The 22,628-nt window shown below is 74.0% G+C and carries 18 protein-coding genes; 5 read left to right on the top strand and 13 right to left on the bottom strand.

All coding sequences use genetic code 11. From position 1 onward, the window contains the following. Positions 1 to 358: 358 nt before the first annotated feature. The 10 genes from ACIOFR_RS02510 to rsmH form a co-directional block, all read right to left on the bottom strand. The gene (locus ACIOFR_RS02510) at positions 359 to 1,165 is read right to left on the bottom strand and encodes a cell division protein FtsQ/DivIB (protein WP_400991772.1); all 807 of its coding nucleotides are present in this window, start codon (positions 1,163 to 1,165) and stop codon (positions 359 to 361) included. After that, entirely contained in the window at positions 1,158 to 2,264 is a 1,107-nt protein-coding gene (gene murG, locus ACIOFR_RS02505) for an undecaprenyldiphospho-muramoylpentapeptide beta-N-acetylglucosaminyltransferase (protein WP_371496532.1), read from the bottom strand. Before murG ends, ACIOFR_RS02510 begins: the two co-directional genes overlap by 8 nt. Positions 2,265 to 2,270: 6 nt before the next feature. Continuing rightward, entirely contained in the window at positions 2,271 to 3,575 is a 1,305-nt protein-coding gene (gene ftsW / locus ACIOFR_RS02500) for a putative lipid II flippase FtsW (protein ID WP_400992131.1), read from the bottom strand. 187 nt (positions 3,576 to 3,762) lie between these two features. Next, the gene (gene murD, locus ACIOFR_RS02495; RefSeq protein WP_400991770.1) at positions 3,763 to 5,196 is read right to left on the bottom strand and encodes a UDP-N-acetylmuramoyl-L-alanine--D-glutamate ligase; all 1,434 of its coding nucleotides are present in this window, start codon (positions 5,194 to 5,196) and stop codon (positions 3,763 to 3,765) included. Beyond that, positions 5,193 to 6,254 (bottom strand): phospho-N-acetylmuramoyl-pentapeptide-transferase, encoded by a 1,062-nt coding sequence (gene mraY / locus ACIOFR_RS02490; protein WP_400991768.1) that lies wholly within the window; start codon positions 6,252 to 6,254, stop codon positions 5,193 to 5,195. The genes murD and mraY overlap by 4 nt, the downstream gene beginning before the upstream one ends. After that, on the bottom strand, positions 6,251 to 7,654 hold the full coding sequence (murF, locus tag ACIOFR_RS02485; protein WP_400991767.1) for a UDP-N-acetylmuramoyl-tripeptide--D-alanyl-D-alanine ligase: 1,404 nt from the start codon (positions 7,652 to 7,654) through the stop codon (positions 6,251 to 6,253). The genes mraY and murF overlap by 4 nt, the downstream gene beginning before the upstream one ends. Beyond that, on the bottom strand, positions 7,651 to 9,159 hold the full coding sequence (locus tag ACIOFR_RS02480; protein WP_400991765.1) for a UDP-N-acetylmuramoyl-L-alanyl-D-glutamate--2,6-diaminopimelate ligase: 1,509 nt from the start codon (positions 9,157 to 9,159) through the stop codon (positions 7,651 to 7,653). The genes murF and ACIOFR_RS02480 overlap by 4 nt, the downstream gene beginning before the upstream one ends. Positions 9,160 to 9,353: 194 nt before the next feature. Beyond that, the gene (locus tag ACIOFR_RS02475) at positions 9,354 to 11,417 is read right to left on the bottom strand and encodes a peptidoglycan D,D-transpeptidase FtsI family protein (protein ID WP_400991763.1); all 2,064 of its coding nucleotides are present in this window, start codon (positions 11,415 to 11,417) and stop codon (positions 9,354 to 9,356) included. Next, the gene (locus ACIOFR_RS02470; protein WP_400991762.1) at positions 11,414 to 11,932 is read right to left on the bottom strand and encodes a cell division protein FtsL; all 519 of its coding nucleotides are present in this window, start codon (positions 11,930 to 11,932) and stop codon (positions 11,414 to 11,416) included. Before ACIOFR_RS02470 ends, ACIOFR_RS02475 begins: the two co-directional genes overlap by 4 nt. A gap of 181 nt (positions 11,933 to 12,113) precedes the next feature. Next, positions 12,114 to 13,082: a 16S rRNA (cytosine(1402)-N(4))-methyltransferase RsmH gene (gene rsmH, locus ACIOFR_RS02465; protein WP_400991761.1), complete on the bottom strand. Its 969-nt coding sequence runs from the start codon at positions 13,080 to 13,082 to the stop codon at positions 12,114 to 12,116. Between the two features lie 521 nt (positions 13,083 to 13,603). On the opposite strand from rsmH, the gene ACIOFR_RS02460 reads away from it, so the two are divergent. The 4 genes from ACIOFR_RS02460 to ACIOFR_RS02445 all read left to right on the top strand — a co-directional run bounded on the left by ACIOFR_RS02460 (position 13,604) and on the right by ACIOFR_RS02445 (position 19,250). Next, the gene (locus tag ACIOFR_RS02460) at positions 13,604 to 14,146 is read left to right on the top strand and encodes a beta-class carbonic anhydrase (protein WP_400991760.1); all 543 of its coding nucleotides are present in this window, start codon (positions 13,604 to 13,606) and stop codon (positions 14,144 to 14,146) included. 328 nt (positions 14,147 to 14,474) lie between these two features. Further along, positions 14,475 to 15,500, top strand: coding sequence for an AAA family ATPase (locus ACIOFR_RS02455; protein ID WP_400991758.1), 1,026 nt, complete (start codon positions 14,475 to 14,477; stop codon positions 15,498 to 15,500). Between the two features lie 49 nt (positions 15,501 to 15,549). After that, positions 15,550 to 16,839, top strand: a complete 1,290-nt coding sequence (locus ACIOFR_RS02450) for a DUF58 domain-containing protein (RefSeq protein WP_400992129.1) — start codon at positions 15,550 to 15,552, stop codon at positions 16,837 to 16,839. Then, positions 16,836 to 19,250 (top strand): transglutaminaseTgpA domain-containing protein, encoded by a 2,415-nt coding sequence (locus tag ACIOFR_RS02445; protein WP_400991756.1) that lies wholly within the window; start codon positions 16,836 to 16,838, stop codon positions 19,248 to 19,250. Before ACIOFR_RS02450 ends, ACIOFR_RS02445 begins: the two co-directional genes overlap by 4 nt. 112 nt (positions 19,251 to 19,362) lie before the next feature. Here the strand turns inward: ACIOFR_RS02445 and ACIOFR_RS02440 are convergent, their stop codons facing one another. The 3 genes from ACIOFR_RS02440 to ACIOFR_RS02430 form a co-directional block, all read right to left on the bottom strand. Then, on the bottom strand, positions 19,363 to 19,746 hold the full coding sequence (locus ACIOFR_RS02440; protein WP_400991755.1) for a DUF3040 domain-containing protein: 384 nt from the start codon (positions 19,744 to 19,746) through the stop codon (positions 19,363 to 19,365). A 384-nt stretch (positions 19,747 to 20,130) separates the two neighbouring features. Further along, complete coding sequence (locus ACIOFR_RS02435; RefSeq protein ID WP_400991754.1) at positions 20,131 to 20,883, bottom strand: methyltransferase domain-containing protein; 753 nt, start codon at positions 20,881 to 20,883, stop codon at positions 20,131 to 20,133. A 91-nt stretch (positions 20,884 to 20,974) separates the two neighbouring features. After that, positions 20,975 to 21,532, bottom strand: a complete 558-nt coding sequence (locus ACIOFR_RS02430) for an SAV_6107 family HEPN domain-containing protein (protein ID WP_400991753.1) — start codon at positions 21,530 to 21,532, stop codon at positions 20,975 to 20,977. Positions 21,533 to 21,983: 451 nt separating this feature from the next. Here ACIOFR_RS02430 and ACIOFR_RS02425 point away from each other — a divergent pair, with 451 nt between their 5' ends. Then, a complete protein-coding gene (locus ACIOFR_RS02425; protein ID WP_400991752.1) occupies positions 21,984 to 22,589 on the top strand; it encodes a DUF4126 domain-containing protein in 606 nt (201 codons plus the stop codon). Positions 22,590 to 22,628: the final 39 nt, after the last annotated feature.

Genomic DNA, 22,628 nt, shown 5'->3' with positions numbered 1-22,628 from the left:
GAAGGCCTCTCGCCTCGAATTTCCGGGTCGGCTCCCCGCGTTGGTGAAGGCCGACGGATGTCGATGGGTGGGGAGCGCGCTTTCGAACGGATTGTCCGAAATGCCGACCGCCGACCCGAACCCTGAACTTGAGGTTTAGGGTTACTGCTGTTCCTGTGTCACATCACTGTCCGACACAGCCTGGTGAACAGGACAGTAGGTTGCGGGACGGTACGTGTTCAACGAACACGCCGAGCTTCCCTTTTTTCTTTTGAGCCTATGTGATCATCGACCCCTCGGTGAAACCGGGGTGACCACCAAGAGTCGGACCGGAGCCGGAGCCCCGTCAATACCGCCCTCAGGCACAGAACTTACCGGATCATCCCGACACAGCTGGTGCGTCCGGCGCACTCACGTCATAATTCGCCGCCTTCCGGCCGAGCAGCGCGGTCAGCACCACCGCCTTGCGCGCGGTCCGCTCGGCGCTCCCCCAGCGCACCGTCACCCCGTCCCGCAGCTGGAGCCGGATGTCGTCCCAGGAGTGCACCTGGACGGCGCCGGCCCGCTTCGCGACCTCCGGCGGCAGACCCGCCGCGACGGTGACGGCCGCCCGCACCAGGGCCGGGCGGTCGATCACGCCCAGCGCGTCGTTCGCCTGCGCACTGAGCTGGAGCTCCACCACCGGGACCCCGCCCGGGGGTTGCGGTTCGTCCGCGAACTCCCGCCCCCCGGCGTCGACCTGGACGAACCGGCCGCCCTCGGTGTGGATCGCGGCCACCGCCCGGCGCTCCGTCACCTTCACCCGCAGGGTGTGCGGCCAGCCGCGCCACACCTCGACGCCGGCCACCCTGGGCACCGCGCCGACCCGCCGCTCCACCGCGGCGAGGTCCACCCGGGCCAGCGGACGGCCCTGCTCGGCCCCGACCGCCCGCCGTACCTCGTCCTCGCTCAGGTGCCCGCTCTCCAGGCCCTGGACGGCGACCGTGCGCACCTCCAGCTCCGAGGAGAGGAAGACCAGCCAGCCGAGCGTGCCGGCCACCAGGGCGGCCAGCACGCCCAGCACCACGACGCCCCGCCGGGAGAGCCGGAGCCGGGGAGCACGCTCCTCCCCGTCCTCCTCGTCCTCGTGGCGGTACCCCCGGCCGGAGGCCGGGGGCGGGTCGTCGAGGACCGAGGCGTCAGCCACGTCGGCGGCCACCCCGGGCGGCGTCGATCGCCTCGTACACCATCCCGACCAGCAGGTCGTCCGCGTCCCGGCGGCCGAACTCGGCGGCGGCCCGGCTCATGTCCCACAGCCTGCGCGGGTCGGTGAGCACCGGCAGGACGTTCTGCAGCACCCAGTCCGGGGTCAGCTCGGCGTCGTCGACCAGCAGGCCGCCGCCCGCCTTGACCATCGGCTGGGCGTTCAGCCGCTGCTCGCCGTTGCCGATCGGCAACGGCACGAAGGCGGCCGGCAGGCCGACGGCGGCCAGCTCGGCGACGGTCATCGCGCCGGCCCGGCAGAGCATCAGGTCGGCGGCGGCGTACGCGAGGTCCATCCGGTCCACGTACGGCACGGCCCGGTACGGCGGCATCCCGGGGATGTCGTCGATGTGCGGAAGCTCGTTCTTCGGGCCGACCGCGTGCAGGATCTGCACCCCGTACTGCTGGAGCCGGGGCGCGATCGCCTGGACGGTCTCGTTCAGCCGGCGCGCGCCCTGGGAGCCGCCGGAGACCAGCAGGGTGGGCAGCCGCTGATCGAGCCCGAAGTAGTGCCGGGCCTCCGGGCGGACCGCGTTGCGGTCCAGGGTGGCGATGGTGCGGCGCAGCGGGATGCCGATGTAGCGGGAGTCGCGCAGCTTGGAGTCGGGCGTGGAGACGGCGACGAAGTCGCTGTACCGGGCGCCGATCTTGTTGGCCAGGCCGGGGCGGGCGTTGGCCTCGTGCACCACGATCGGCACACCGGCCCGCTTGGCCGCCAGGTAGGCGGGCATGGCGACGTAGCCGCCGAAGCCCACCACGGCGTCCGCCTTGACCCGCTCGATGATCTCCTGGGCGGCCCGTACGGTGCCGCGCAGCCGGCCCGGGACGGTGATCAGCTCGGGGGTGGGCTTGCGGGGCAGCGGGACGGCCGGGATCAGCTCCAGCTGGTAGCCCCGTTCGGGGACCAGCCGGGTCTCCAGGCCGCGCTCGGTGCCGAGCGCGGTGATCCCGATCGACGGGTCGTGCCTGCGGAGCGCGTCCGCGAGGGCCATGGCCGGCTCGATGTGGCCGGCGGTCCCGCCGCCGGCGAGTACGACATGCACCGAAATTCACCGCTCCCTGCGCGGCGGCCGGGAGGCCTTGCGCGCTGTGGTCCGTCGTCGTGGCAGCACCCGGGCCAGGACGGGCCTGACCCGGGAGTTCGAGCTCCGGGCGGCCAGGGCCGCCTTCGCCCCCGGGGAGCTGCGTGCGAAGCAGAGCAGCACGCCGATGGCGCACATGGCCGACAGCATGGCGGAGCCGCCGTACGAGAACAGCGGGAGCGGGACGCCCGCGATGGGCAGGAGTCCCAGGGCCGACCCCAGGTTGACCACGGCCTGCGCCATGATCCACGTGGTGGCCGCTCCCGCGGCGTACCGGACGAACGGGTCCTTGGTGCCGAGAGCCACACGGATACCCGCATACCCTAGTGCCGCGAACAGGCCGAGTACCGACAGCGTCCCCACCAGGCCGAGTTCCTCGCCGGTCGCGGCGAAGATGAAGTCGGTGTGCGCCTCCGGCAGCTGGCCCCACTTCTCGACGCCGGCACCCAGCCCGGAGCCGAACGGGCCACCGGCCGCGAAGGCGTACAGGCCGTGCAGTGCCTGGAAGCAGTTCAGGTTCGGGTCGGGTTTGGTGACGCCGACGCAGCCGAGCCGGTCCAGGCGGTGCGGCACGGTGATGATCAGGGCGGTGCAGGCGACCACGGCGATGCCGAGGGTCGCGGCGAACAGCCGCATCGGGGCGCCGACCATCCAGAGCAGGCCGAAGAGCATGCCGACCAGGACCATGGTGGTGCCCATGTCGCCACCGATCATGATCAGCAGCATCAGCAGCACGGTGCCCGGCACCAGCGGCACCAGCAGGTGCTTCCACTGGTCGAGCATGTGGGTCTTCTGCTTGCGTGCCAGCAGGTCGGCGCCCCACAGCACCAGGGCCAGCTTGGCGAACTCCGAGGGCTGGATCTGGAAGAAGCCGAGGCTGATCCAGTTCCGGTTGCCGTTGACCTGGGTGCCGATCCCGGGGACGGCGACCAGCGCCAGGCCCGCCAGCACCCCGAACAGCACCGGGTAGGCGAGTGCCCGCAGGCCCTTCACCGGGGCCCGGGCCAGCAGCAGGGCGAGCGCCGCGCCGAGCAGCAGGGCGACCAGCTGCTTGCGGAAGAAGAACGTCATCGGCAGGTGGTTGTCGGTCACCACGTTCTGCGAGGCGGAGAACACCATCACCAGGCCGAGCACGACCAGCAGCAGGGCGGAGCCCAGGATCAGGTAGTACGGCGTCAGGGGCCGGTCCAGGGTGTACCGGAAGCGCGCCCGGAAGGCGCGGGCCCGGGCGACCGGCCCGGCCGACTTGAAGGTGGTCGTGGTCGCCGAGATCAGCTTGAGCGGTGAGGCCCGCTCGGGTGGTGCCGTGGTCCCCGCCTTGCCGTCGCCCGCCACGTGCCCCCACCCTCGTCCTGTCCGGCGCGGCGGCCCCGCGCCCCGCCCGGTCCGTGCGGGCCGGGGTGGGCGCGGGGCCGCGGCGCCGGCGCGTCCGTCGACCCGCCGTGCTGCGTTGCCGCCGCTACTTCTCCAGCTCCCGGACGGCCTCGGCGAACAGGTCGCCGCGCTGGCCGTAGTCGGTGAACATGTCCATCGACGCGCAGGCCGGGGCGAGCAGGACGGTGTCGCCGGGCTGCGCGAGGCCGGCCGCCGTTCGAACCGCCTCGGCCATCGCCACCGCGCCAGTCTGGCCCTCGGCCGCCTCGATCACCGGCACATCCGGCGCGTGTCGCGCCAGCGCCTCCCGGATCAGCCCGCGGTCCTGACCGATCAGCACGGCGGCCCGCAGCCGGGACGCCGCGCCGACCACCAGCTCGTCGAAGGTCGCGCCCTTGGCCAGGCCGCCGGCGATCCACACCACCGGCCGGTACGCCGCCAGCGAGGCGGCGGCGGCATGGGTGTTGGTGGCCTTGGAGTCGTCGACGTAGGCGACCTCGCCGACCACCGCGACCTCGGCGATCCGGTGCGCGTCCGGGCGGAAGGCCCGCAGGCCGTCCCGGACGGCCTTGGAGTCCACGCCGTAGGCGCGGGCCAGGGCGGCCGCCGCCAGGGCGTTGGCGATGTTGTGGGGGGCCGGCGGGTGGACGTCCTCGACCGCGCCGATCTCGGCGGCGTTCTTCTGCCGCTCCGGGACGAAGGCCCGGTCGACCAGGATCCCGTCGACCACGCCGAACTGCGACGGGCCGGGAGCGCCGAGTCCGAAGCCGATCGCCCGGCAGCCCTCCTCGACGTCGGCGCCGCGGACCAGTTCCTCGGTGACCGGGTCGGCGAGGTTGTAGACGCAGGCGACCTGGTTGCCCTCGTAGATCCGGCCCTTGTCGGCGGCGTACGCCTCCATGGTGCCGTGCCAGTCGAGGTGGTCCGGGGCCAGGTTGAGCACGGCCGCCGAGTGCGGCCGCAGGCTGGGCGCCCAGTGCAGCTGGTAGCTGGAGAGTTCGACCGCGAGCACGTCGTACGGCTCCTCGGCGAGTACGGCGTCCAGCACCGAGACGCCGACGTTGCCGACGGCGGCGGTGCGGCGGCCGGCCGCGGTGAGGATCGAGGCGAGCATCCGGACGGTGGTGGTCTTGCCGTTGGTGCCGGTGATCGCCAGCCAGGGGGCCGGCTCGCCGGTCTCCGGCAGCGGGCGGCGCAGCCGCCAGGCCAGCTCGACGTCGCCCCAGACCGGGACCTCGACGAGCGCGGCCTCGGTGAACAGCGGGCTGCTCGGGGGCCAGCCGGGCGAGGTGACGATCAGGCGGGTGCCCTCGGGGAGGGTCTCGCCGTCGCCGAGCCGGACGGCGATGCCCGCCGCCTCCAGTTCGGCGGCCCTGGCCCGCTGGGCCTCGCCGTCGCCGCCGTCCACCACGGTGACGCGGGCGCCCAGGCCGTGCAGCACCCGGGCGGCGCTGATCCCGGAGAGGCCCAGGCCGGCCACCACGACCGGCAGGCCCGGCCACTCGGGGTTGGGGGTCATCCGGCTACCCATCCTGCGTAGAAAAGACCGAGGCCGACCGCGACGCACAGGCCCTGGATGATCCAGAACCGGACCACGATCAGCACCTCGCTCCAGCCCTTGAGTTCGAAGTGGTGCTGGAGCGGAGCCATCTTGAAGACCCGCTTGCCGGTCATCCGGAACGAGCCGACCTGGATGATCACCGAGAGGGTGATGACCACGAAGAGGCCGCCCAGCAGGGCGAGCAGCAGCTCGGTGCGGGAGCAGATCGCCAGGCCGGCCAGCGCGCCGCCGAGGGCGAGCGAGCCGGTGTCCCCCATGAAGATCTTGGCCGGCGAGGTGTTCCACCACAGGAAGCCGAAGCAGGAGCCCATCAGCGCGGCCGCGACGATGGCCAGGTCCAGCGGGTCGCGGACGTCGTAGCACTGGGCCGTCGCGGTGATCGCGTAGGCGCAGCTCTGGCTGTACTGCCAGACGCCGATGAAGGTGTACGCACCGAAGACCATCACCGAGGCGCCGGTGGCCAGGCCGTCCAGACCGTCCGTCAGGTTCACGCCGTTCGACATCGCGGCGATCATGAAGTAGGCGAAGATCACGAACAGCACCGGGCCGACCGACCAGCCGAAGTCGCGCACGAACGACAGGTGCTGGGAGGCCGGGGTGAGACCGCGGCTGTCGCCGAACTGCAGTGCCAGGATGGCGAAGGCGAGACCCACCAGGGACTGGCCGGCCAGCTTCGCCTTGGCCCGCAGGCCGAGCGAGCGGCGCTTGACCACCTTGATGTAGTCGTCCAGGAAGCCGACCAGGCCCAGACCCGTGGTCAGGAACAGCACCAGCAGGCCGGACACCGTGGGCGACTCGCCCGTTATCGCCTTGGTCGCCGCGTAGGCGATCAGCGTCGCCAGGATGAAGGCGATGCCGCCCATCGTGGGGGTGCCGCGCTTGCTGTGGTGGGCCTTGGGGCCGTCGTCGCGGATGTACTGGCCGTACCCGTGCTTGGCCAGCAGCTTGATCAGCGCCGGGGTGCCGAGCAGGGACAGCACCAGGCCGATCATGCCCGAGAAGAGGATCTGCTTCATCGGGCGGCTCCGTCCGAGAGCAGCGCCTCGGCGACCTTCTCCAGGCCGACCGAACGGGAGGCCTTCACCAGCACCACGTCCCCCGGCTGAAGCTGACTGCGCAGCAGTTCGACCGCCGCGTCCGCGTCGGACACCAGCACCGACTCCTCACCCCACGAACCTTCGTTCCTCGCGCCCAGTTCCATGCAGGCCGCCTCGCGTCCGCCGACCGCCACCAGCTTGGTGACGTCGAGTCGGACCGCGAGCCGCCCGATGGCGTCGTGCTCGTCGAGGCTCTCCTCGCCGAGCTCCCGCATCTCTCCGAGCACCGCCCAGGTACGGCGGCGCTCCGGGCCCCGGCCCGCCATCGTCGCGAGTGCCCGCAGCGCGGCCCGCATCGAGTCGGGGTTCGCGTTGTAGGCGTCGTTGACGACGGTGACACCATCGGCCCGGTCGACGACCTCCATGCGCCAGCGGGACAGCGCGCCCGCCTCGCTGAGGGCTTCGGCGGCGTCGTCGACGGGCATCTCGAGCTCCACCGCCACCGCTGCGGCGGCGAGGGCGTTCGAGACGTGGTGCTCACCGTACAGGCGCAGCTTCACGGCTGCGGAACCGGCCGGGGTGACAAGCGTGAACGATGGCCGTCCGGTGTCGTCCAGGCGAACGCCCTCCGCCCGGATCTCGGCGTCCCGGCTCTCGCCGAAGAGCACCACCCGGGCCTTGGTGCGCTCGGCCATCGCCCGCACCAGCGGGTCGTCGGCGTTCAGGATCGCGACGCCGTCGCTGGTCAGCGCCTCGACCAGCTCGCCCTTCGCCTCGGCGATGGCCTGCTTGGAGCCGAACTCGCCGACGTGCGCGGTGCCGACGTTGAGCACCACGCCGACGGTGGGCGGCACGATGCCGGTCAGGTAGTCGATGTGGCCCTTGCCACGGGCGCCCATCTCCAGCACCAGGTGCCGGGTGGATCCGGTGATCCGCAGCGCGGTCAGCGGCATGCCGATCTCGTTGTTGAACGAGCCGGGCGGGAAGACCGTCTCGCCGCGGCGCTGGAGCAGCTGGCCGATCAGGTCCTTGGTGGAGGTCTTGCCGGCGGAGCCGGTCAGCGCCACGAACGCGGTGTCCCGGGCCCGTTCCACGACGCCCCGGGCGAGCCGGCCGAGCGCCTGGACGACGTCGTCCACCAGGATCGCCGGCACGCCCACCGGCCGGCTGGCCAGCACCGCGACGGCGCCGTCCGCGATCGCGCGCTCGGCGTAGTCGTGACCGTCCACGTGCTCGCCGAGCACGGCTGCGAACAGGCCGCCGTCCTCGACCAGCCGGGAGTCGACCACCACGGCCCCGGTGATCCGCGCCTGCGGGTCCGCGCCGTCCAGGGTGCCGCCGACCGCGGCGGCCGCCTCGGCCAGGGTGAGTGCGATCACGACTGCTCAGCTCCTCGGCTTGCTCGCTCGGCCGGGCTGCGCTCGATGGCCTCGCGCAGTACCTGCCGGTCGTCGAAGGGGCGGACCTCGCCCCGGACGTACTGGCCCAGTTCGTGGCCCTTGCCGGCCACCAGGACGGTGTCCCCGGCGTGCGCGTGGGCCACCGCCCGGGCGATCGCGGCGGCCCGGTCGGGCACCACCAGCACCTCGCCGCGCTCGGCCTCCGGCACCCCGGCGGCGCCGGTCAGCATCGCGACCAGGATCGCCAGCTCGTCCTCGGAGCGCGGGTTGTCGCTGGTCAGCACGGCGGTGTCGGCCAGCCGGGCGGCGATCGCGCCCATCGGTCCGCGCTTGTACGGGTCACGGTCGCCGCCGCAGCCGACCACCACGTGCAGTCGGCCCTTGGTCACCTCGCGCAGCGACTCCAGCACCGCCTTCAGGGCGTCCGGCTTGTGCGCGTAGTCGACCACGGCCACGTACGGCTGACCGGCGTCCACCCGCTCCAGCCGGCCGGGCACCCCCGGGACGGCGGCCACGCCGGCCACCGCCGCGGCCAGCGGGACGCCCGCGGTGACCAGGGTGGCGATCGCGCCGAGCGCGTTCGCCACGTTGAACGGGCCGGGCAGCGGCACCGAGGCGTCCGCGAGGGCGCCGTCCGGGCCGGCCACCTTGAAGGCGGAGCCGGCCGGGCCGAGCTGGACGTCCAGCGCCCGCCAGTCGGCCTCCGGGTCGCCCAGCGCGGAGAACGTCGACATCGGGATCGGCGCCTCGGCGGCCAGCCGGCGCCCGTAGGCGTCGTCCAGGTTGGCCACCCCGCGGCGGGCCTTGTCCTGCTGGAAGAGCCGGGCCTTGGCCCGGTAGTAGTCCTCCATGTCCGGGTGGAAGTCCAGGTGCTCGGGCGTGAGGTTGTTGAACAGCGCCACGTCGTAGACCACGCCGTCGACCCGGCCGAAGACCAGGGCGTGGCTGGAGACCTCCATCACCACCGCGTCCGCGCCGCGCTCGCGCATCACCGCGAGGACGCCGTGCAGGTCGGTGGACTCCGGGGTGGTGCGCTCGCTCTTGATCCGCTCGTCGCCGACCCGCATCTCCACGGTGCCGATCACGCCGGGCAGCTGCCCGGCCCCGCGCAGACCGCCCTCGACCAGGTAGGAGGTGGTGGTCTTGCCGTTGGTGCCGGTCAGCCCGATCATCAGCAGCCGCTCGCTCGGCCGGCCGTAGACCGCCGCCGCCAGCTCGCCCATGGACGCCCGCGGGCTCTCCACCACCAGCAGCGGGGCGCCGCAGTCGGCGGCCAGCTCGGCCCCGGCGGCGTCGGTCAGCACGGCCGCCGCGCCGGCGGCCACCGCGGCGGCGGCGAAGGCCGCGCCGTGGTGGTTGGCGCCCGGGAAGGCGACGTACACGTCGCCGGGGCGCACCGCCCGGGAGTCGTGGGTGATGCCCGTGACCTGCGGCCCGTCGACGGGCTCCAGGCCCAGCAGTCGGGCGACCTCGGCGAACGGCATCGCCGCCTCCTCGGTGGGACGGGGCGGGCTCGCGGAGATTTGATCGGGTTTCGGCACGGCGCGAAGGCTATCGGCCGAAGTACCCCCAGAGCCAAAACGGGGGGTGGTACGGCGCGGGTCCGACCCGTGGGTGCCGGTCGTTCCGGTACCCACGGGGGACGGGGTGCCACTGCTCTGGTCCGGGGTGCTGTTCATCAGGGCTTCCACTCGACGGGCAGGTTGGGTGCGTCGCTGCCGCTCGGCGGTACCTGCAGGGACTTCAGGGTGAACTCCATCACCTGCTTGAAGACCGGCCCGCAGAGCTGGCCGCCGAAGTGGCCGTTGACCGGGTTCTGGATCACGCAGGACACGGTCACCCGGGGCTGGTCGGCCGGGGCGAAGCCGATGAAGGAGGCGGTGTAGCCGGAGTACTTGCCGGTCTTCGGGTCCACCCGGTTGGCGGTGCCGGTCTTGCCGGCGACCCGGTAGCCGGGGATGGCCGCCTTGGTGCCGGTGCCCTGCTCGTCGGTCACCACCGACTCCAGCATCTCGGTCAGGGTCTTGGCGGTCTGCTCGCTCACCACCCGGGAGGTGGCCCCGGCCGGGGCCGCGGTGTACCGGCCGTCCGGCCCGGTGGTCCCCATCAGCAGGCTCGGCGCGACCCGCACCCCGCCGTTGGCGATGGTGGAGAACACCGACGTGGCCTGCAACGCGTTGACCGACAGGCCCTGGCCGAACGGGATGGTGTACTGCTGCGAGCCCTTCCAGTCCTCCGGCTTGGCCAGGATGCCCTTGGTCTCGCCGGGGAAGCCCAGCCCGGTGGGCTTGCCGATGCCGAACCGGTCCAGGTAGCCGGCCAGCACCTTGTTGGACTCCCCCTGGTCGGCGCCGAGCGTCTCGGCCGCCTCGATGGTGCCGATGTTGGACGACTTCGCGAGCACCCCGGCGAGGGTCAGGTTCCAGGTCTCGTGGTCCACGTCGTCGTGGAAGACCCGGTCGGAGCGCTGCAGGGTGTTGGGCACGGTGACCCTGGTGTCCCAGGTCGCCTTGCCGGTGTCCAGGACCGCCGCCATCGTCATCAGCTTGGCGGTGGAGCCCGGCTCGTACGCGTCCTGGAGCGCCGCGTTGCCCAGCTGCTCGGACTTGGCGGCCGCGAGGTCGTTGGGGTTGAAGCCGGGTGAGGTGGCCATCGCGAGCACCTGACCGGTCTTCACGTCCTGCACGATCACGTAGCCCTTCTCCGCCCCCGCGTTGGACACCTGGTCGGTGATGGCCCGCTGGGCCGCCCACTGGATGTCCGGGTGCAGGGTGAGGCGCAGGTCCTGGCCGGACACCGGGTCCTGCCGGCTGCCGCCCGCGGTGGCCACCATCCGGCCGCCGGCCGAGGCGTAGGTGGTCCGGCCAGGAGTGCCGGACAGGTCCCGCTGGTACTGGAGCTCCAGGCCGCCGGTGCCGACGCCCTCGGCGTTGACGAAACCGACCAGGTTGGCGGCCAGCCCCTCGGCGGGGTAGACCCGGCGGGTGCTCTCCGTGCTGGCGATCCCGGTCAGCGGGTTGACGCAGGCCAGGTCGAGGAACTGCCGGCCGCCCTGCTCGGCGGGCTTGCCGAGCAGCAGCCGCTGGCCGCGGCAGGCCGCGGTGTCGGTCTGCCGGCCCAGGCCGGCCTTCAGCTCGCTGATCCGGTTCTTCACCTCCGGGGTCTGCCGGAAGGCCAGCGGCGCGTACTGGCTCTTCGGGTTCTTCTGGTTCAGGTGCAGGGCGGCGGCGATCTTCTCCTTCGACTGGCCGAGGATCGGCGCGAGCAGCGCGGCCGCCTGCTCGGGGGCGTCCGCCAGGTGCAGTGCGCCGGGCGTGAGCAGCGTCGGGTCCCCGACGATGTCGTAGGCGTCCACGGTGGTGGCGAGCACCGTGCCGTCGGCGGCCGTTATCGAGCCGCGCTCGGCGGGCAGTTCGATCTTCATGTACTTGTTGGCGCTGGCGGCCGCCGCCAGCGCGTCCGAGTCGAGGAGTTGCAGCTGGACCAGGCGGCCCGCGAAGACGGTGAAGACCAGCGCCAGCGCGACGGTCACCAGGCGCAGCCGGCGGCGCGGGTCGGCGAGCCGGATCGGGCGCGACTGGGCGCGGGCGGCGGGGCGCCGCACGGGCGGGCGGCGGGTGGGCGGGCGGCGCTGGTCGGCCGGGCGCGGCCGGGGGGTGCGGGCACGCTGCTCGCCGGGGCGGGCGGGCCGGGGCGGGCGGCGCTCGCCGGAGCCTCGGGACGGCTGACGGGGCGTGCTCATCGCGGCGTACCTCCGGCCGGGGCTGACGGGGTGGCGCCCTGGCCGGCGGGCGGCAGCGGGGCGATCTCGACCCCGCCGTCGGCGGCGGCCGGCGGCACGGACGGGCCGGAGGGCTGCGGCGACGGCTGGGCGGGTTGCTGCGGGCTGGGCTCGGGCTGCTGCCACAGGCCGGTGCCGGAACGCTTCACCGGTGGCGCGTCCTGGGCCTGCGCCGGCTTGCCGAGCACCTTGCCGTCGTCCTGGAGGAAGGCCGGGTCGCCGCCGGGCACCATGCCCAGTTCGAGGGCGCGCCGCTCCAGCGCGTCGGGCGCGGAGTACTGGTCGATCTGGTGCTGGAGCGACTGCTTCTGGTCCGTCAGTTCGGTGGTCTGCCGCTTCAGCCGGGCGAGTTCGAAGGAGCTCTCGTTGAGCGCGGTGTTGAGCGTCAGCAGCCCGAGCAGTCCGGCCGAGAGCAGCGCCACCACCAGCACGGCGAACGGCGTGCGCCCCCGGGCCTGGCGCGCACCGGGGCGCACGGTGATCCGCGCCCTGCCGCCCTGCCCCGGGAGCCGACCACTCCCCCTGGCCCGCCCACCGTCGGCCACCGGCACCGCTGCTCTCCCTCTGTGTCGTCCTCGCTCGCCTCCGGGCGCCCTCCGCCTCGGCGCCGGCGGCGCCCTCGGGCTCGCGACGGGCCCGCGGGGCCGCTCCGGCGGGTCAGCCCCGGTTGTCCCTGATCCTCTCCGCCACCCGCAGCCGTACGGGTGCGGCGCGCCGGTTCTCCTCGATCTCCTGCTCGGTGGCCAGTTCGGCCCCCCGGGTGAGGAGCTTCAGCCAGGGCTGGTGCTCCTCGGGGATGATCGGCAGACCGGGCGGGGCCGTGTTGGTGGCCCCCGCGGTCAGGTACTGCTTCACCAGGCGGTCCTCCAGGGACTGGTAGGACATCACGACGATCCGGCCGCCGACGGCCAGCGAGTCCAGGGCGCCGGGGATGGCCCGGTCCAGCACCTCCAGCTCGCCGTTGACCTCGATCCGCAGGGCCTGGAAGGTGCGCTTCGCCGGGTTGCCGCCGGTGCGCCGGGTGGCGGCGGGGATGGCGTTGCGTACCAACTCGACCAGACGCGCGCTGTTGGTGAACGGTTCCTTCTCGCGCTCGCGGAGGATCACCGAAGCGATCTTCCCGGCGAACCGCTCCTCGCCGTAGACCTTGAGGATCCGGGCGAGCTGACCGTGGCTGTAGGTGTTCAGCACCTCCGCGGCGCTCAGCCCGCGGGTCTGGTCCATCCGCATGTCCAGCGGTGCGTCCTGGGCGTACGCGAAGCCGCGCTCGGCCTCGTCCAGCTGCATCGAGGAGACGCCCAGGTCGAACAGGACGCCCTGGACCTCGGGGATCCCCAGGTCGGCCAGCACCTGCGGGATCTCGTCGTACACGGCGTGCACCAGGGTCGCCCGCTCGCCGAAGGGGGCGAGGCGCTCGCCGGAGAGCTTGAGGGCGGCCGGGTCGCGGTCGACGGCGACCAGCCTGACCTCGGGGAACTGGGTGAGCAGCGCCTCGCTGTGGCCGCCGAGGCCGAGGGTGGCGTCCACCACGACCGCGCCGGGGGCGGCGATGGCCGGTGCCAGCGCGTCCACGCAGCGCTGCAGCATCACCGGGACGTGCTTGGGTGCCGGAGCGTCGTTCGTCATTGCGCGGTGGCGCCCTTCCTCGGTGCGGCCGCCCGGGGCCGGACGGCTGCTCCCATTCTGGCCCACCGGGCCGCACCGGCCGTACGCCGCCCGCGGTCCCCGCCCGCTCGCCTGGGGAAGGAGGGGCCGCCAGGCACCGGGGAAGGTGTGCCGGGAGGCCGGGAGCGGGTGGAGGCCGCGGGCGGCGTACGGGCCGCAGCGACCGGCTGACGGGGCACAGTTGACGATCTGTACGGACTGTGCTCCATCGCGCGGCCAGCCTATCGCGGGGCCGGGCGCAGTCAACGGTCCCGGGCGGCGTGCCACCCGGCCGGAGGTATGGATTCCCGCAGGTCGCGACGGGCGGACGGGCGGTCCGGTCCGGGGGCGCACGGCTGCCGCCCACGCCGGGACAGATCACCGCAATCCGGCGGATACCGGTCCACGGGCGCGTCGCGCTCCGCTATGGGCTCCGTCACAGCGGGGAATCAAGGCCTGATCACCGCTGCCGCGGAGAAGGAAATCCTATTACCGTCATCCTCATGACAGTGACCCCCGACCGGCCCGCGCCGACCGCCGCTGCCACTCCCACGCTGCCCGTCATCGACCGCTTCGTCGAGGCCAACCGCGCCTACGCCGTCGACTTCCGCGACGGCGGGATGGACGCCCGACCGGTGCAGCAGGTCGCCGTGGTCGCCTGCATGGACGCCCGGCTCGACCTGTTCGCCGCACTCGGACTGGAACTGGGCGACGCCCACATCATCCGCAACGCCGGCGGAGTCGTCACCGACGACACCATCCGCTCGCTCACCATCAGCCAGCGGGCGCTGGGCACCCGCTCGATCGCCCTGATCCACCACACCGGCTGCGGGCTGCTCGGCCTGACCGAGGACTTCCGCCGGGAACTGGAGCTGGAGGTCGGCCAGCGCCCGCAGTGGGCGGTGGAGTCCTTCGTCGACCTGGACGGCGACGTCCGGCAGTCGATGCAGCGCGTGCGCACCTCGCCGTTCCTGCTGCACACCGACGACGTGCGCGGCTTCGTCTTCGACGTGCACACCGGCCTGCTCCGCGAGGTCGAGAGCTGACCTGCCCCGCATCGCCTCCCCACCCCTCGCGACCCGGCCGGTGACGTCCGGGTCGCCGACCGTTCCGGGGACGAACCGGGACAGTGCACGCTTGTCGCCCCGCCGGTCCCGGCCGGCGGGCCGCGGGCGAGGGGGGAGGGTGACTTCGGCCGGGTCCGCGAGGGAGAATGCGCCTGCGGACCGGACCCCGAACCACCTGGGGCGGTCCGGCCACGAGCCCGACGGCCGCGCGGTCCCCACCGGAACCGCCCGACGTCCGGAGCGTGTCATCGGGGTGGGCCGGGCCGTGACGAGGCCCCGGCGTATGAATGGCCATTGGGAGCAACGGGTGACGACCTACAACGGGCAGAGCGCAACGGGGACATCGCACTCGGCGAGCCCCGACGGGCACCGCGAACCGGCGGGCCTTGCGGAGCTGGCCGCGGTGGCCGGGCGGATCCGCAACTCCGTGGAGAGCGTGATCGAGGGCAAGCCGGACGCCGTCCGGGTCGCGCTGACCGTCCTGCTGGCCGAGGGCCACCTGCTGCTGGAGGACGTGCCCGGCGTCGGGAAGACCATGCTGGCCAAGGCGCTGGCCCGGTCGGTGGACTGCACCGTGCGCCGCATCCAGTTCACCCCCGACCTGCTGCCGTCCGACGTGACCGGCACCAACGTCTTCGACCAGCACCAGCGCGACTTCGAGTTCCGCCCCGGTGCGATCTTCGCCCAGATCGTGGTCGGCGACGAGATCAACCGCGCCTCGCCCAAGACCCAGTCCGCGCTCCTGGAGTCCATGGAGGAGCGCCAGGTCACCATCGACGGCACCAGCTACGAGCTGCCCTCGCCGTTCATGGTGATCGCCACCCAGAACCCGGTGGAGATGGAGGGCACCTACCCCCTCCCCGAGGCCCAGCGCGACCGCTTCATGGCCCGGATCTCGATCGGCTACCCGAGCCCGGACGCCGAGTTCGCCATGCTCGACCTGCACGGCGGCGCCAACCCGCTGGACGACCTGCAGCCCGTCGCGCACGCCCACGACATCCTCAAGCTGGTCGACCTGGTCCGCACGGTCTACGTCTCCGAGCCGGTCCGCCGCTACGCCGTCGACCTGGTCGGCGCCACCCGCACCTCACCCGAGCTGCGCCTGGGCGCCTCCCCCCGGGCCACCCTGCACCTGGTCCGGGCCGCCCGCGCGGCCGCCGCCCTGGACGGCCGGGACTACGTGCTCCCGGACGACATCCAGGCACTGGCCGTCCCGGTGCTCGCCCACCGCCTGCTGCCCACCGCCGAGACCCAGCTGAGCCGGCGCACCGCCGAGCAGGTGGTGCTCGACCTGGTGGCGCGGCTCCCCATCCCGCGTCCGCAGGGCCGCTGACGTGGCCGGTCCGGACAACCCCTCAGGACTGCGGGCGGGCCTGCGCGGCATGACCACCCGGGGCCGGTCCTTCCTGGCCGCCGGGGTCACCGCCGCACTGTGCGCACTGGTCTTCGGCCAGGACGCGCTGTTCCAGATCGGCGTCCTGCTCGCCGCGCTGCCACTGGCCTCCGCCGTCCTGCTGCTGCGCACCCGCTACCGGGTGGCCAGCGGCCGCCGGCTCAGCCCGCACCGGGCCGCCGCCGGCCAGGAGGCCCGGGTGCACCTGCGGCTGGACAACGTCTCCCGGGTGCCCACCGGCCTGCTGCTGCTGGAGGACAAGGTCCCGTACGTGCTCGGGCCGCGCCCGCGCTTCGTGCTGGACCGGGTCGAACCGCGCGGCTTCCGGGAGGTCTCCTACCGGGTCCGCTCCGACCTGCGCGGGCGCTACCCGCTCGGCCCGCTCCAGCTCCGGCTCTCCGACCCGTTCGGGATGTGCGAACTGACCCGCGCCTTCGCCGCCTCCGACGTGCTGACCGTCGTGCCGCAGGTACAGGCCCTGCCGCCGGTCCGGCTGCCCGGCGAGTGGTCCGGCCGGGGCGAGAGCAGCTCCCACGCCCTGGCCCTGGCCGGCGACGACGACGTGATCCCCCGCGAGTACCGGCACGGCGACGACCTGCGCCGGGTGCACTGGAAGTCCACCGCCCGGTACGGCGAGCTGATGGTCCGGCGCGAGGAGCAACCGCTCAAGGCCAGGGCCACCGTGCTGCTCGACACCCGGGAGATCGGCCATCGCGGCAGCGGCCCGGCGTCCTCCTTCGAGTGGGCGGTCAGCTGCGCCGCCTCGGTCGGGGTCCACCTGGCCGAGCGCGGCTACCAGACCCGGCTGCTCACCGACACCGGTTCCGCGGTGCCCGAGCCCGGCATCGGGGTCAGCACCGTCGGCGAGGCCACCGGCCTGCTGCTGGACGCGCTCGCCGTGGTCGAGTACTCCGACGGCGGCGGGTTCTCCCGCGCCGAGGAGGCGCTGCGGCTGGGCGGCGAGGGCCTGCTGGTCGCGATCGTCGGCTCCCTGGACGAGGAACAGATCACCCGGCTGAGCCGGCTGCGCCGCCGGACCGCGGGCGCGGTGGTCTTCCTGATCGACACCGCGACCTGGTCCGGCCTGCGGATGCTGATGCCGGACACCCCCGACGCCGGGCAGGAGGAGCAGACCAAGCGGCTGCGCCTGGCCGGCTGGACGGTCCTGCCGGTGCGCGCCGGCGACTCCGTCCCCCAGCTGTGGCGGATGGCCGACCGCACCGAGGGCTCCGGCCGTACCGGCGGCTCCTCCCCCTACCGAGACGAGGTGGGCACGTGACCACCCGCGCCAAACTGACCGTGTTCGCCGCGCTGGCGAGCACGCTCGTGATGTGCAGCCTGCTGCCCCTGCTCCGGCCCAACGGCTGGGCGGCCCACTCCGTCCTGCTGATCACGGCCACCGCGGCGATCGGCGCGGGCCTGCGGCGGCTGCCGACCCCGCGGATACTGATCGTCCCGCTGCAACTGCTGGGCGTGGTGTACCTCGTCATGCTCGGCTTCGTGCAGTCCTCGATGGCCGCCGGCCTGCTGCCCGGGCCGCGCGCCCTGGACGCGCTCGGCGGCCTGCTGGCGAGCGGCGGCTCCGACATCCAGGAGTACTCCATCCCGGCGCCCGCCACGGCCGGCCTGCGGCTCATCGTGGTCGGCTCGGTCGCACTGATCGCGGTGCTGGTCGACGCGCTCGCGGTGACCTACCGCCGGGCCGCGGCGGCCGGGCTGCCGCTGCTCGCCCTGTACTCGGTCGGCACCGGCCTGGCCGGCGACGGCACGGCCGCCTGGCTGTGGTTTCTGCTGGCCGGCGGCGGCTACCTGGCGCTGCTGCACATCGAGGGCCAGGACCGCATCTCCCGCTGGGGCCGGGTCTTCCACGGCACCGGCCGCTCCGGCGCGGCCACCGTGGCCCACGGCGGCCGGCAGGCGGGCGTGGTCGCGCTGGCCGTCGCCCTGGTGCTGCCGGTCTTCGTCCCGCACATGGGCGCCGGCCTGATCGGCGGCTTCGGCAACGGCGGCGCGGGCGCCGGCCTCGGCCCGGGCGGCGGCGGCCTCAAGTCGCTCAGCCCGGTGGTCGCGCTGACCTCCGCGCTGCGCAACACCGACAACACGATCCTGCTGGACTACACCTCCGACGGGGCCCACTCCGACGAGATGTACCTGCGGGTCGCCGCGCTGGACGAGTTCGACGGCGTGGAGTGGACGTTCGGCGACCAGGAGCCGACCGCGCTGCCGCCGGTCCTCCCCCAGCCGGACGGCCTGTCCGCCGGCGCCAGCCCGAGCGCCGTGCACACCACCGTCAAGGCCACCGAGAACCTCAGCAGCGAGTGGCTCCCGCTGCCCTACCCGGCCACCACGGTCGAGGTGAAGGGCCGCTGGCGGTTCGACCCGATCACCCGGATGGTGACGGGCGACAACGGTCAGAAGACCAACGGCCTGTCGTACCAGGTCACCAGCCTGGACGTGCAGCCCACCGCCGAGCAGCTGAGGACGGCCGGGCCGGCGCCGAAGGAGATCAGCTCGAAGTACCTGGCGCTCCCGGACAACCTGCCGCAGGAGGTCAAGGCGACGGCGCTGCAGGTCACGGCCGGCAAGACCAACGCCTACGACCGGGCGCTCGCGCTGCAGACCTGGTTCACCAGCCCGCTGTTCAAGTACAACACCAAGATCGACGCGGGCACCGGGACGGACGCGATCAAGAAGTTCCTGGCCGACAAGGAGGGCTTCTGCGTCCACTTCGCGGCCACCATGGCCGCGATGGCCCGCTCGCTGAACATCCCCGCCCGGGTGGCCATCGGCTTCACCCCGGGCCAGGCCCTGGGCGGCAACAATCGGCAGGTCCGCAGCCTGGACTACCACGCCTGGCCCGAGCTGTACTTCCCCGGCTCCGGCTGGACCAGGTTCGAGCCCACCCCGTCCCGCGGCTCGGCCCCGGTCTACACCCGGGACACCAGCGCCCCCGCGACGACCGCGCCGACCACGCAGCCCACCGCGGACCCGACCGGGGCGAGCTCCGCGCCGTCGCCGTCCGGCGGGGAGTCCTGCGACCCGAAGCTGCGCCGGATCGGCGAGTGCGGCGGCGGGCCCAAGGACGCCGCGCTCGGCGCCGGCCAGGACGCCTGGTGGACCAGCACCCCCGTCCTGGCTTCGGGCGCCCTGATCGTGCTGCTGCTGGCCCTGCTGGTCACGCCGATGCTGTGGCGGACCAGGATCCGGCGCCGCCGGCTGGGCGTCGGCCGCCACCGCGGTGGGCCGGACCGGGTCCAGCTGACCGACGACCAGGTGCTGGCCGCCTGGCAGGAGCTGATCGACTCGGCCTGGGACCTCGGCATCCCGCCGGACGACGCCCGCACCCCGCGCAGCGCCGTGCAGCGGCTGGCCGAGAGCGCCGAACTGGACGCCGAGTCGGCCGCGGCCGCCGGCCGGGTGGCGCTCGCCACCGAGCAGGTGATGTACGCCCGCAGCGGGGCCGCGACGGCCCCCCTCGGCCCTGACGTGCGCGCCGCCCGGGAAGGCATGCTGGCCCGGACCGGCCGGCTGGGCCGGATCCGCGCCGTGCTGCTGCCGGCCTCGCTGGCCCGGGTCTGGTGGCGGGCCGCCGACCGGGTCATGGTCCTGCGGCAGGCGGCCCGGGAGCGGACGGCCCGGGTGTTCGCCGCCGTGCGGTCCGCCGTCACCAAGCCGTTCCGGCGCGGCTGACCGGGCCGGTGGAAACCGCGAGGGCGGGCAGTCGGCCGACTGCCCGCCCTCGCGGTTTCCTGCTCCGGTCCTGCCGGCGACCCGCCCGGACTCACCGCACCACGGCCCTGGTCTACAGGCCGTCGTGCTCCTCCCGGCGGCGCTGCCAGCGCTGCTCCATACGATCCATCACACCGGCCTTGCGGCGTGGTGTGGAGGCTGTCCTCGGGCCCGTGCCGGGCCCGACCGGGCCCCGCCTCCAGGCGGTGACGGCGAGGACTGCACAACCCAGCATCACCAGAAACCCGACCACACTCACCCAGATGAGCTGAGCGACCATGCCGCCCATCAGCAGAGCGATGCCCGCCACGAACCCTGCGGCGGCCAGATAGACCCTCCGACGGGTGTAGGTGCGCAGCCCGGTTCCCTCAAGCGCTGACGCGAACTTGGGATCTTCGGCGTACAGCGCTCGCTCCATCTGCTCGAGCAGTCGCTGCTCGTGCTCCGAGAGCGGCACGGAGTCCTCCTACTCGTCGGTCGCGGGGCGACCGGTCCGCCACCCCTGGCTCGGCCCTGTGTGGTCCATATGCCCCAAGGGTCTGGGTGTCATGCTTTCCGGCTTTACCCAGATCATACGGTCCAGCGGCCTGCTTCGGCGTGGTCAATCCAGCGTGGCTCGGGCCACTTCGGCAGTGTGCCCGTACGCTGCCCAACGCAGCAGGACGGGGACAAGTGCCCGACTCCTCGGAATCACCCCGCTGACCTGCGCCCGCCCCACGGCCCACGGTCGAGCGACCCCCGGTGACGGCCCGCTGACGCCGGGCTGACACCCGGCTGACGCGGGTTCGACGGGCGGGTGACGGCAGGCGGCGGGGCGTCGTCCGGGAGGGCGGACGGGGCCTCAGGCGAGCTCGGCGAGCAGGTGCAGCTGGGCCGCCACGGCGTGGAACGCGGGCTCCTCGGCGGCGGCCTGCTCCAGCTTCAGCAGTGCCTCCACGGCGCCCGGCTCGGTGTCGACCAGGACCCCGGGGACGAGGTCCGCGAAGACCCGTACGCCGTGGACCGAGGCGACCCGCAGGCCGGCGGCGACGGCCAGCTCGGTGAGCTCCTCGCCGGTGAAGCGGCGCGGCATCGGGTCCCCCGCGCCCCACCGCCCGTCCGCGGCGCCCAGCACCGTCCGGGCCTCGCCGAAGTGGCCGGCCAGCGCGCGGGCCAGCACCGCGCCGTTGCGGTTGGCGGCCAGCAGGCTGACCAGGCCGCCCTTGCGCAGCGTCCCGGCCAGGCTGCCGAGGGCCTCCGCCGGGTCGTCCACCACCTCCAGGACGCCGTGGCAGAGCACCGCGTCCACGCTGCCGCGCTCGACCAGGTCGGGGAGGGTCTGGGTGTCGCCCTGGACGGCCCGGACCAGCCCGGTGACGTCGGCCTCGGCGGCCCGGCGCTCCAGCGCGAACAGCGCGTCGGGGCTCGGGTCGACCACGGTCACCCGGTGGCCGAGCCGGGCCACCGGCACGGCGAAGTTGCCCGTACCGCCGCCCGTGTCGAGGACGTCCAGCACCGGCTGGTCCAGCTCCGCGGCCCGGCGCTCCAGGGCCGCCCTCACCACCTCCCAGACCACGGCGGTACGCAGGGCACTGCGGGGACGCGTCGGGTACACGGGTGGGCTCCTTGGACAGTGGCGGGCCGAACGGCTCCACTGTAGGCCCTGCCGCACGCCCCTCCCCGGAGCCGTCCGCGGGCCCGGCCGCTCAGCCGGCCTCCTCGATCGGTAAGGGCTGGGCGGGCGGGGCCGGCGACAGCCCGAGCAGCCGCTGGACGATCCGGAGGTAGAGGGCGGTGTTGCGGATCAGGTCGTCCGCGTCCCGGACGCCGGCGGCACCGGTGATCCCGGCCTCGGCGGCGGCCCGGCGGCGGGCGCCGGCCGCGAAGTAGACCGCCCACTCGGTCAGCTCGGGGGCGACCTCGGGCAGCAGCTCCCAGGCGCTGCGGATGGCCTGGCGGCGGCGCGGGTGCCGCTCGGGCCGGCCCCGCACGGCCAGCACCGCGGCGGTGGTGCGCAGGGCGGCGAGGTGCGCGGTGGCGTAGCGCTCCAGCGGGTCCTGGAGGGAACGGGCCTGGTCGAGGGTGCGGTGGGCGTGCCGGAGCAGGTCGAGCGCGGCCGGCGGGGCGGCGGCGAGGCGGGGCACGGGGTGGACGTCACGGCCCCGGGCGCCGGGCACCGGTGCGGTGGCGGCGGGCCGGGGGACGGCGGGCGACTGGTCGGCGGCAGGGCGGCGGGTGACGGGCTCAGGACGGCTGATGGTCATGGTCTCCCCCGGTCCGAGGCGAGTGCCCGGGCCGGTCGACCCGCGCCCTCCCATCGTGAACCGCGCCACTGACAGTGCCGGTCCCCGCGGACCGCGGAGGCTGCGCCGGGCCGGCCGGCTCCCCCGTCGCCGACCGGCCGGGCAGCGGCCCGGTGCGCCCCGGTCCCGGGCCGCCGTTCCCCCACGGTCGACGGTCCGGACCGGACGCCGCGGGTCGCGACGGCCTCGACGGCTCGTCCACCCGCTCCGCAGAGTCTGCCGTCCTCGCAGGTGGGAGGCCATCCGCTCGGGTACTCAAGTGGGAGACTGAGTATCCGTACTCAGTGCGGCCGGGGCCGGCCGGCGGTGCAACCGTCCCGGCGCGCCCCGCGTCCTGACAGCGCCGGGCCTTGTGCCGGTACGGTGTGGCCCGGCCGGCCGGCGGACGGGCGGGGCGAAGGGGAGCACAGAGTTGAGCGTCATCCCGTTGATCTTCACCAGCGGCTGGGCGAGCGGGATCAACGCCTACGCCGTGGTGCTGCTGCTGGGCCTGTTCGGCAGGTTCGGCGGCGCGGACAGCGTGCCGCCGGTGCTGGAGCGCACCGACGTGCTGGTCGCGGCCTGTGTGCTCTTCCTCTGCGAGGCCGTCGCCGACAAGATCCCGTACGTGGACACCGTCTGGGACGGCGTCCACACGGTGATCCGCCCGGCGGCCGGCGCCACCGTGGCGGCGCTGATGGCCTCGCACGACCCCGGCTCGCTCGGCGAGGTCGCCGCCGGAGCCCTGGGCGGTACGACCGCGCTGGTCAGCCATCTGATCAAGGCCTCGCTGCGGATGGCCGTCAACACCTCGCCCGAGCCGGCCTCCAACATCATCGTCAGCCTGCTGGAGGACCTCTCGGTGGCGGGCGTCGTCACCCTGGCGATCTTCCGTCCCTGGGTCGCGGCCTCGGTCGCGACGGTGCTGCTGGCCCTCGGGGTGCTGCTGGTGCTGTTCGCGGTCTCCCGGATCCGCCGCTTCGTACAGCGCCGCCGCGAGCGCCGGGCCGCCCGCACGGCCGCCGCCCCCGCGTACTGAGCCGGCGCACCGCGCACCGGGTCCGCACGCACGCCCTAA

This window comes from Kitasatospora sp. NPDC088346 (genome assembly GCF_044740765.1).
In the GTDB taxonomy this organism is placed as follows: domain Bacteria; phylum Actinomycetota; class Actinomycetes; order Streptomycetales; family Streptomycetaceae; genus Kitasatospora.
This window is presented reverse-complemented; position numbering and strand designations above follow the sequence as displayed.

What these genes read in the sequence shown, in the direction of transcription:
- ACIOFR_RS02460 (WP_400991760.1), top strand. Translation starts at nt 13,604, where the DNA reads ATGACAGTGACCCCCGACCGGCCCGCGCCGACCGCCGCTGCCACTCCC.
- rsmH (WP_400991761.1), bottom strand. Translation starts at nt 13,082, where the DNA reads ATGACGAACGACGCTCCGGCACCCAAGCACGTCCCGGTGATGCTGCAG.
- ACIOFR_RS02480 (WP_400991765.1), bottom strand. Translation starts at nt 9,159, where the DNA reads ATGCCGTTCGCCGAGGTCGCCCGACTGCTGGGCCTGGAGCCCGTCGAC.
- ACIOFR_RS02475 (WP_400991763.1), bottom strand. Translation starts at nt 11,417, where the DNA reads ATGAGCACGCCCCGTCAGCCGTCCCGAGGCTCCGGCGAGCGCCGCCCG.
- ACIOFR_RS02430 (WP_400991753.1), bottom strand. Translation starts at nt 21,532, where the DNA reads ATGACCATCAGCCGTCCTGAGCCCGTCACCCGCCGCCCTGCCGCCGAC.
- murD (WP_400991770.1), bottom strand. Translation starts at nt 5,196, where the DNA reads ATGACCCCCAACCCCGAGTGGCCGGGCCTGCCGGTCGTGGTGGCCGGC.
- ACIOFR_RS02450 (WP_400992129.1), top strand. Translation starts at nt 15,550, where the DNA reads ATGACCACCCGGGGCCGGTCCTTCCTGGCCGCCGGGGTCACCGCCGCA.
- mraY (WP_400991768.1), bottom strand. Translation starts at nt 6,254, where the DNA reads ATGAAGCAGATCCTCTTCTCGGGCATGATCGGCCTGGTGCTGTCCCTG.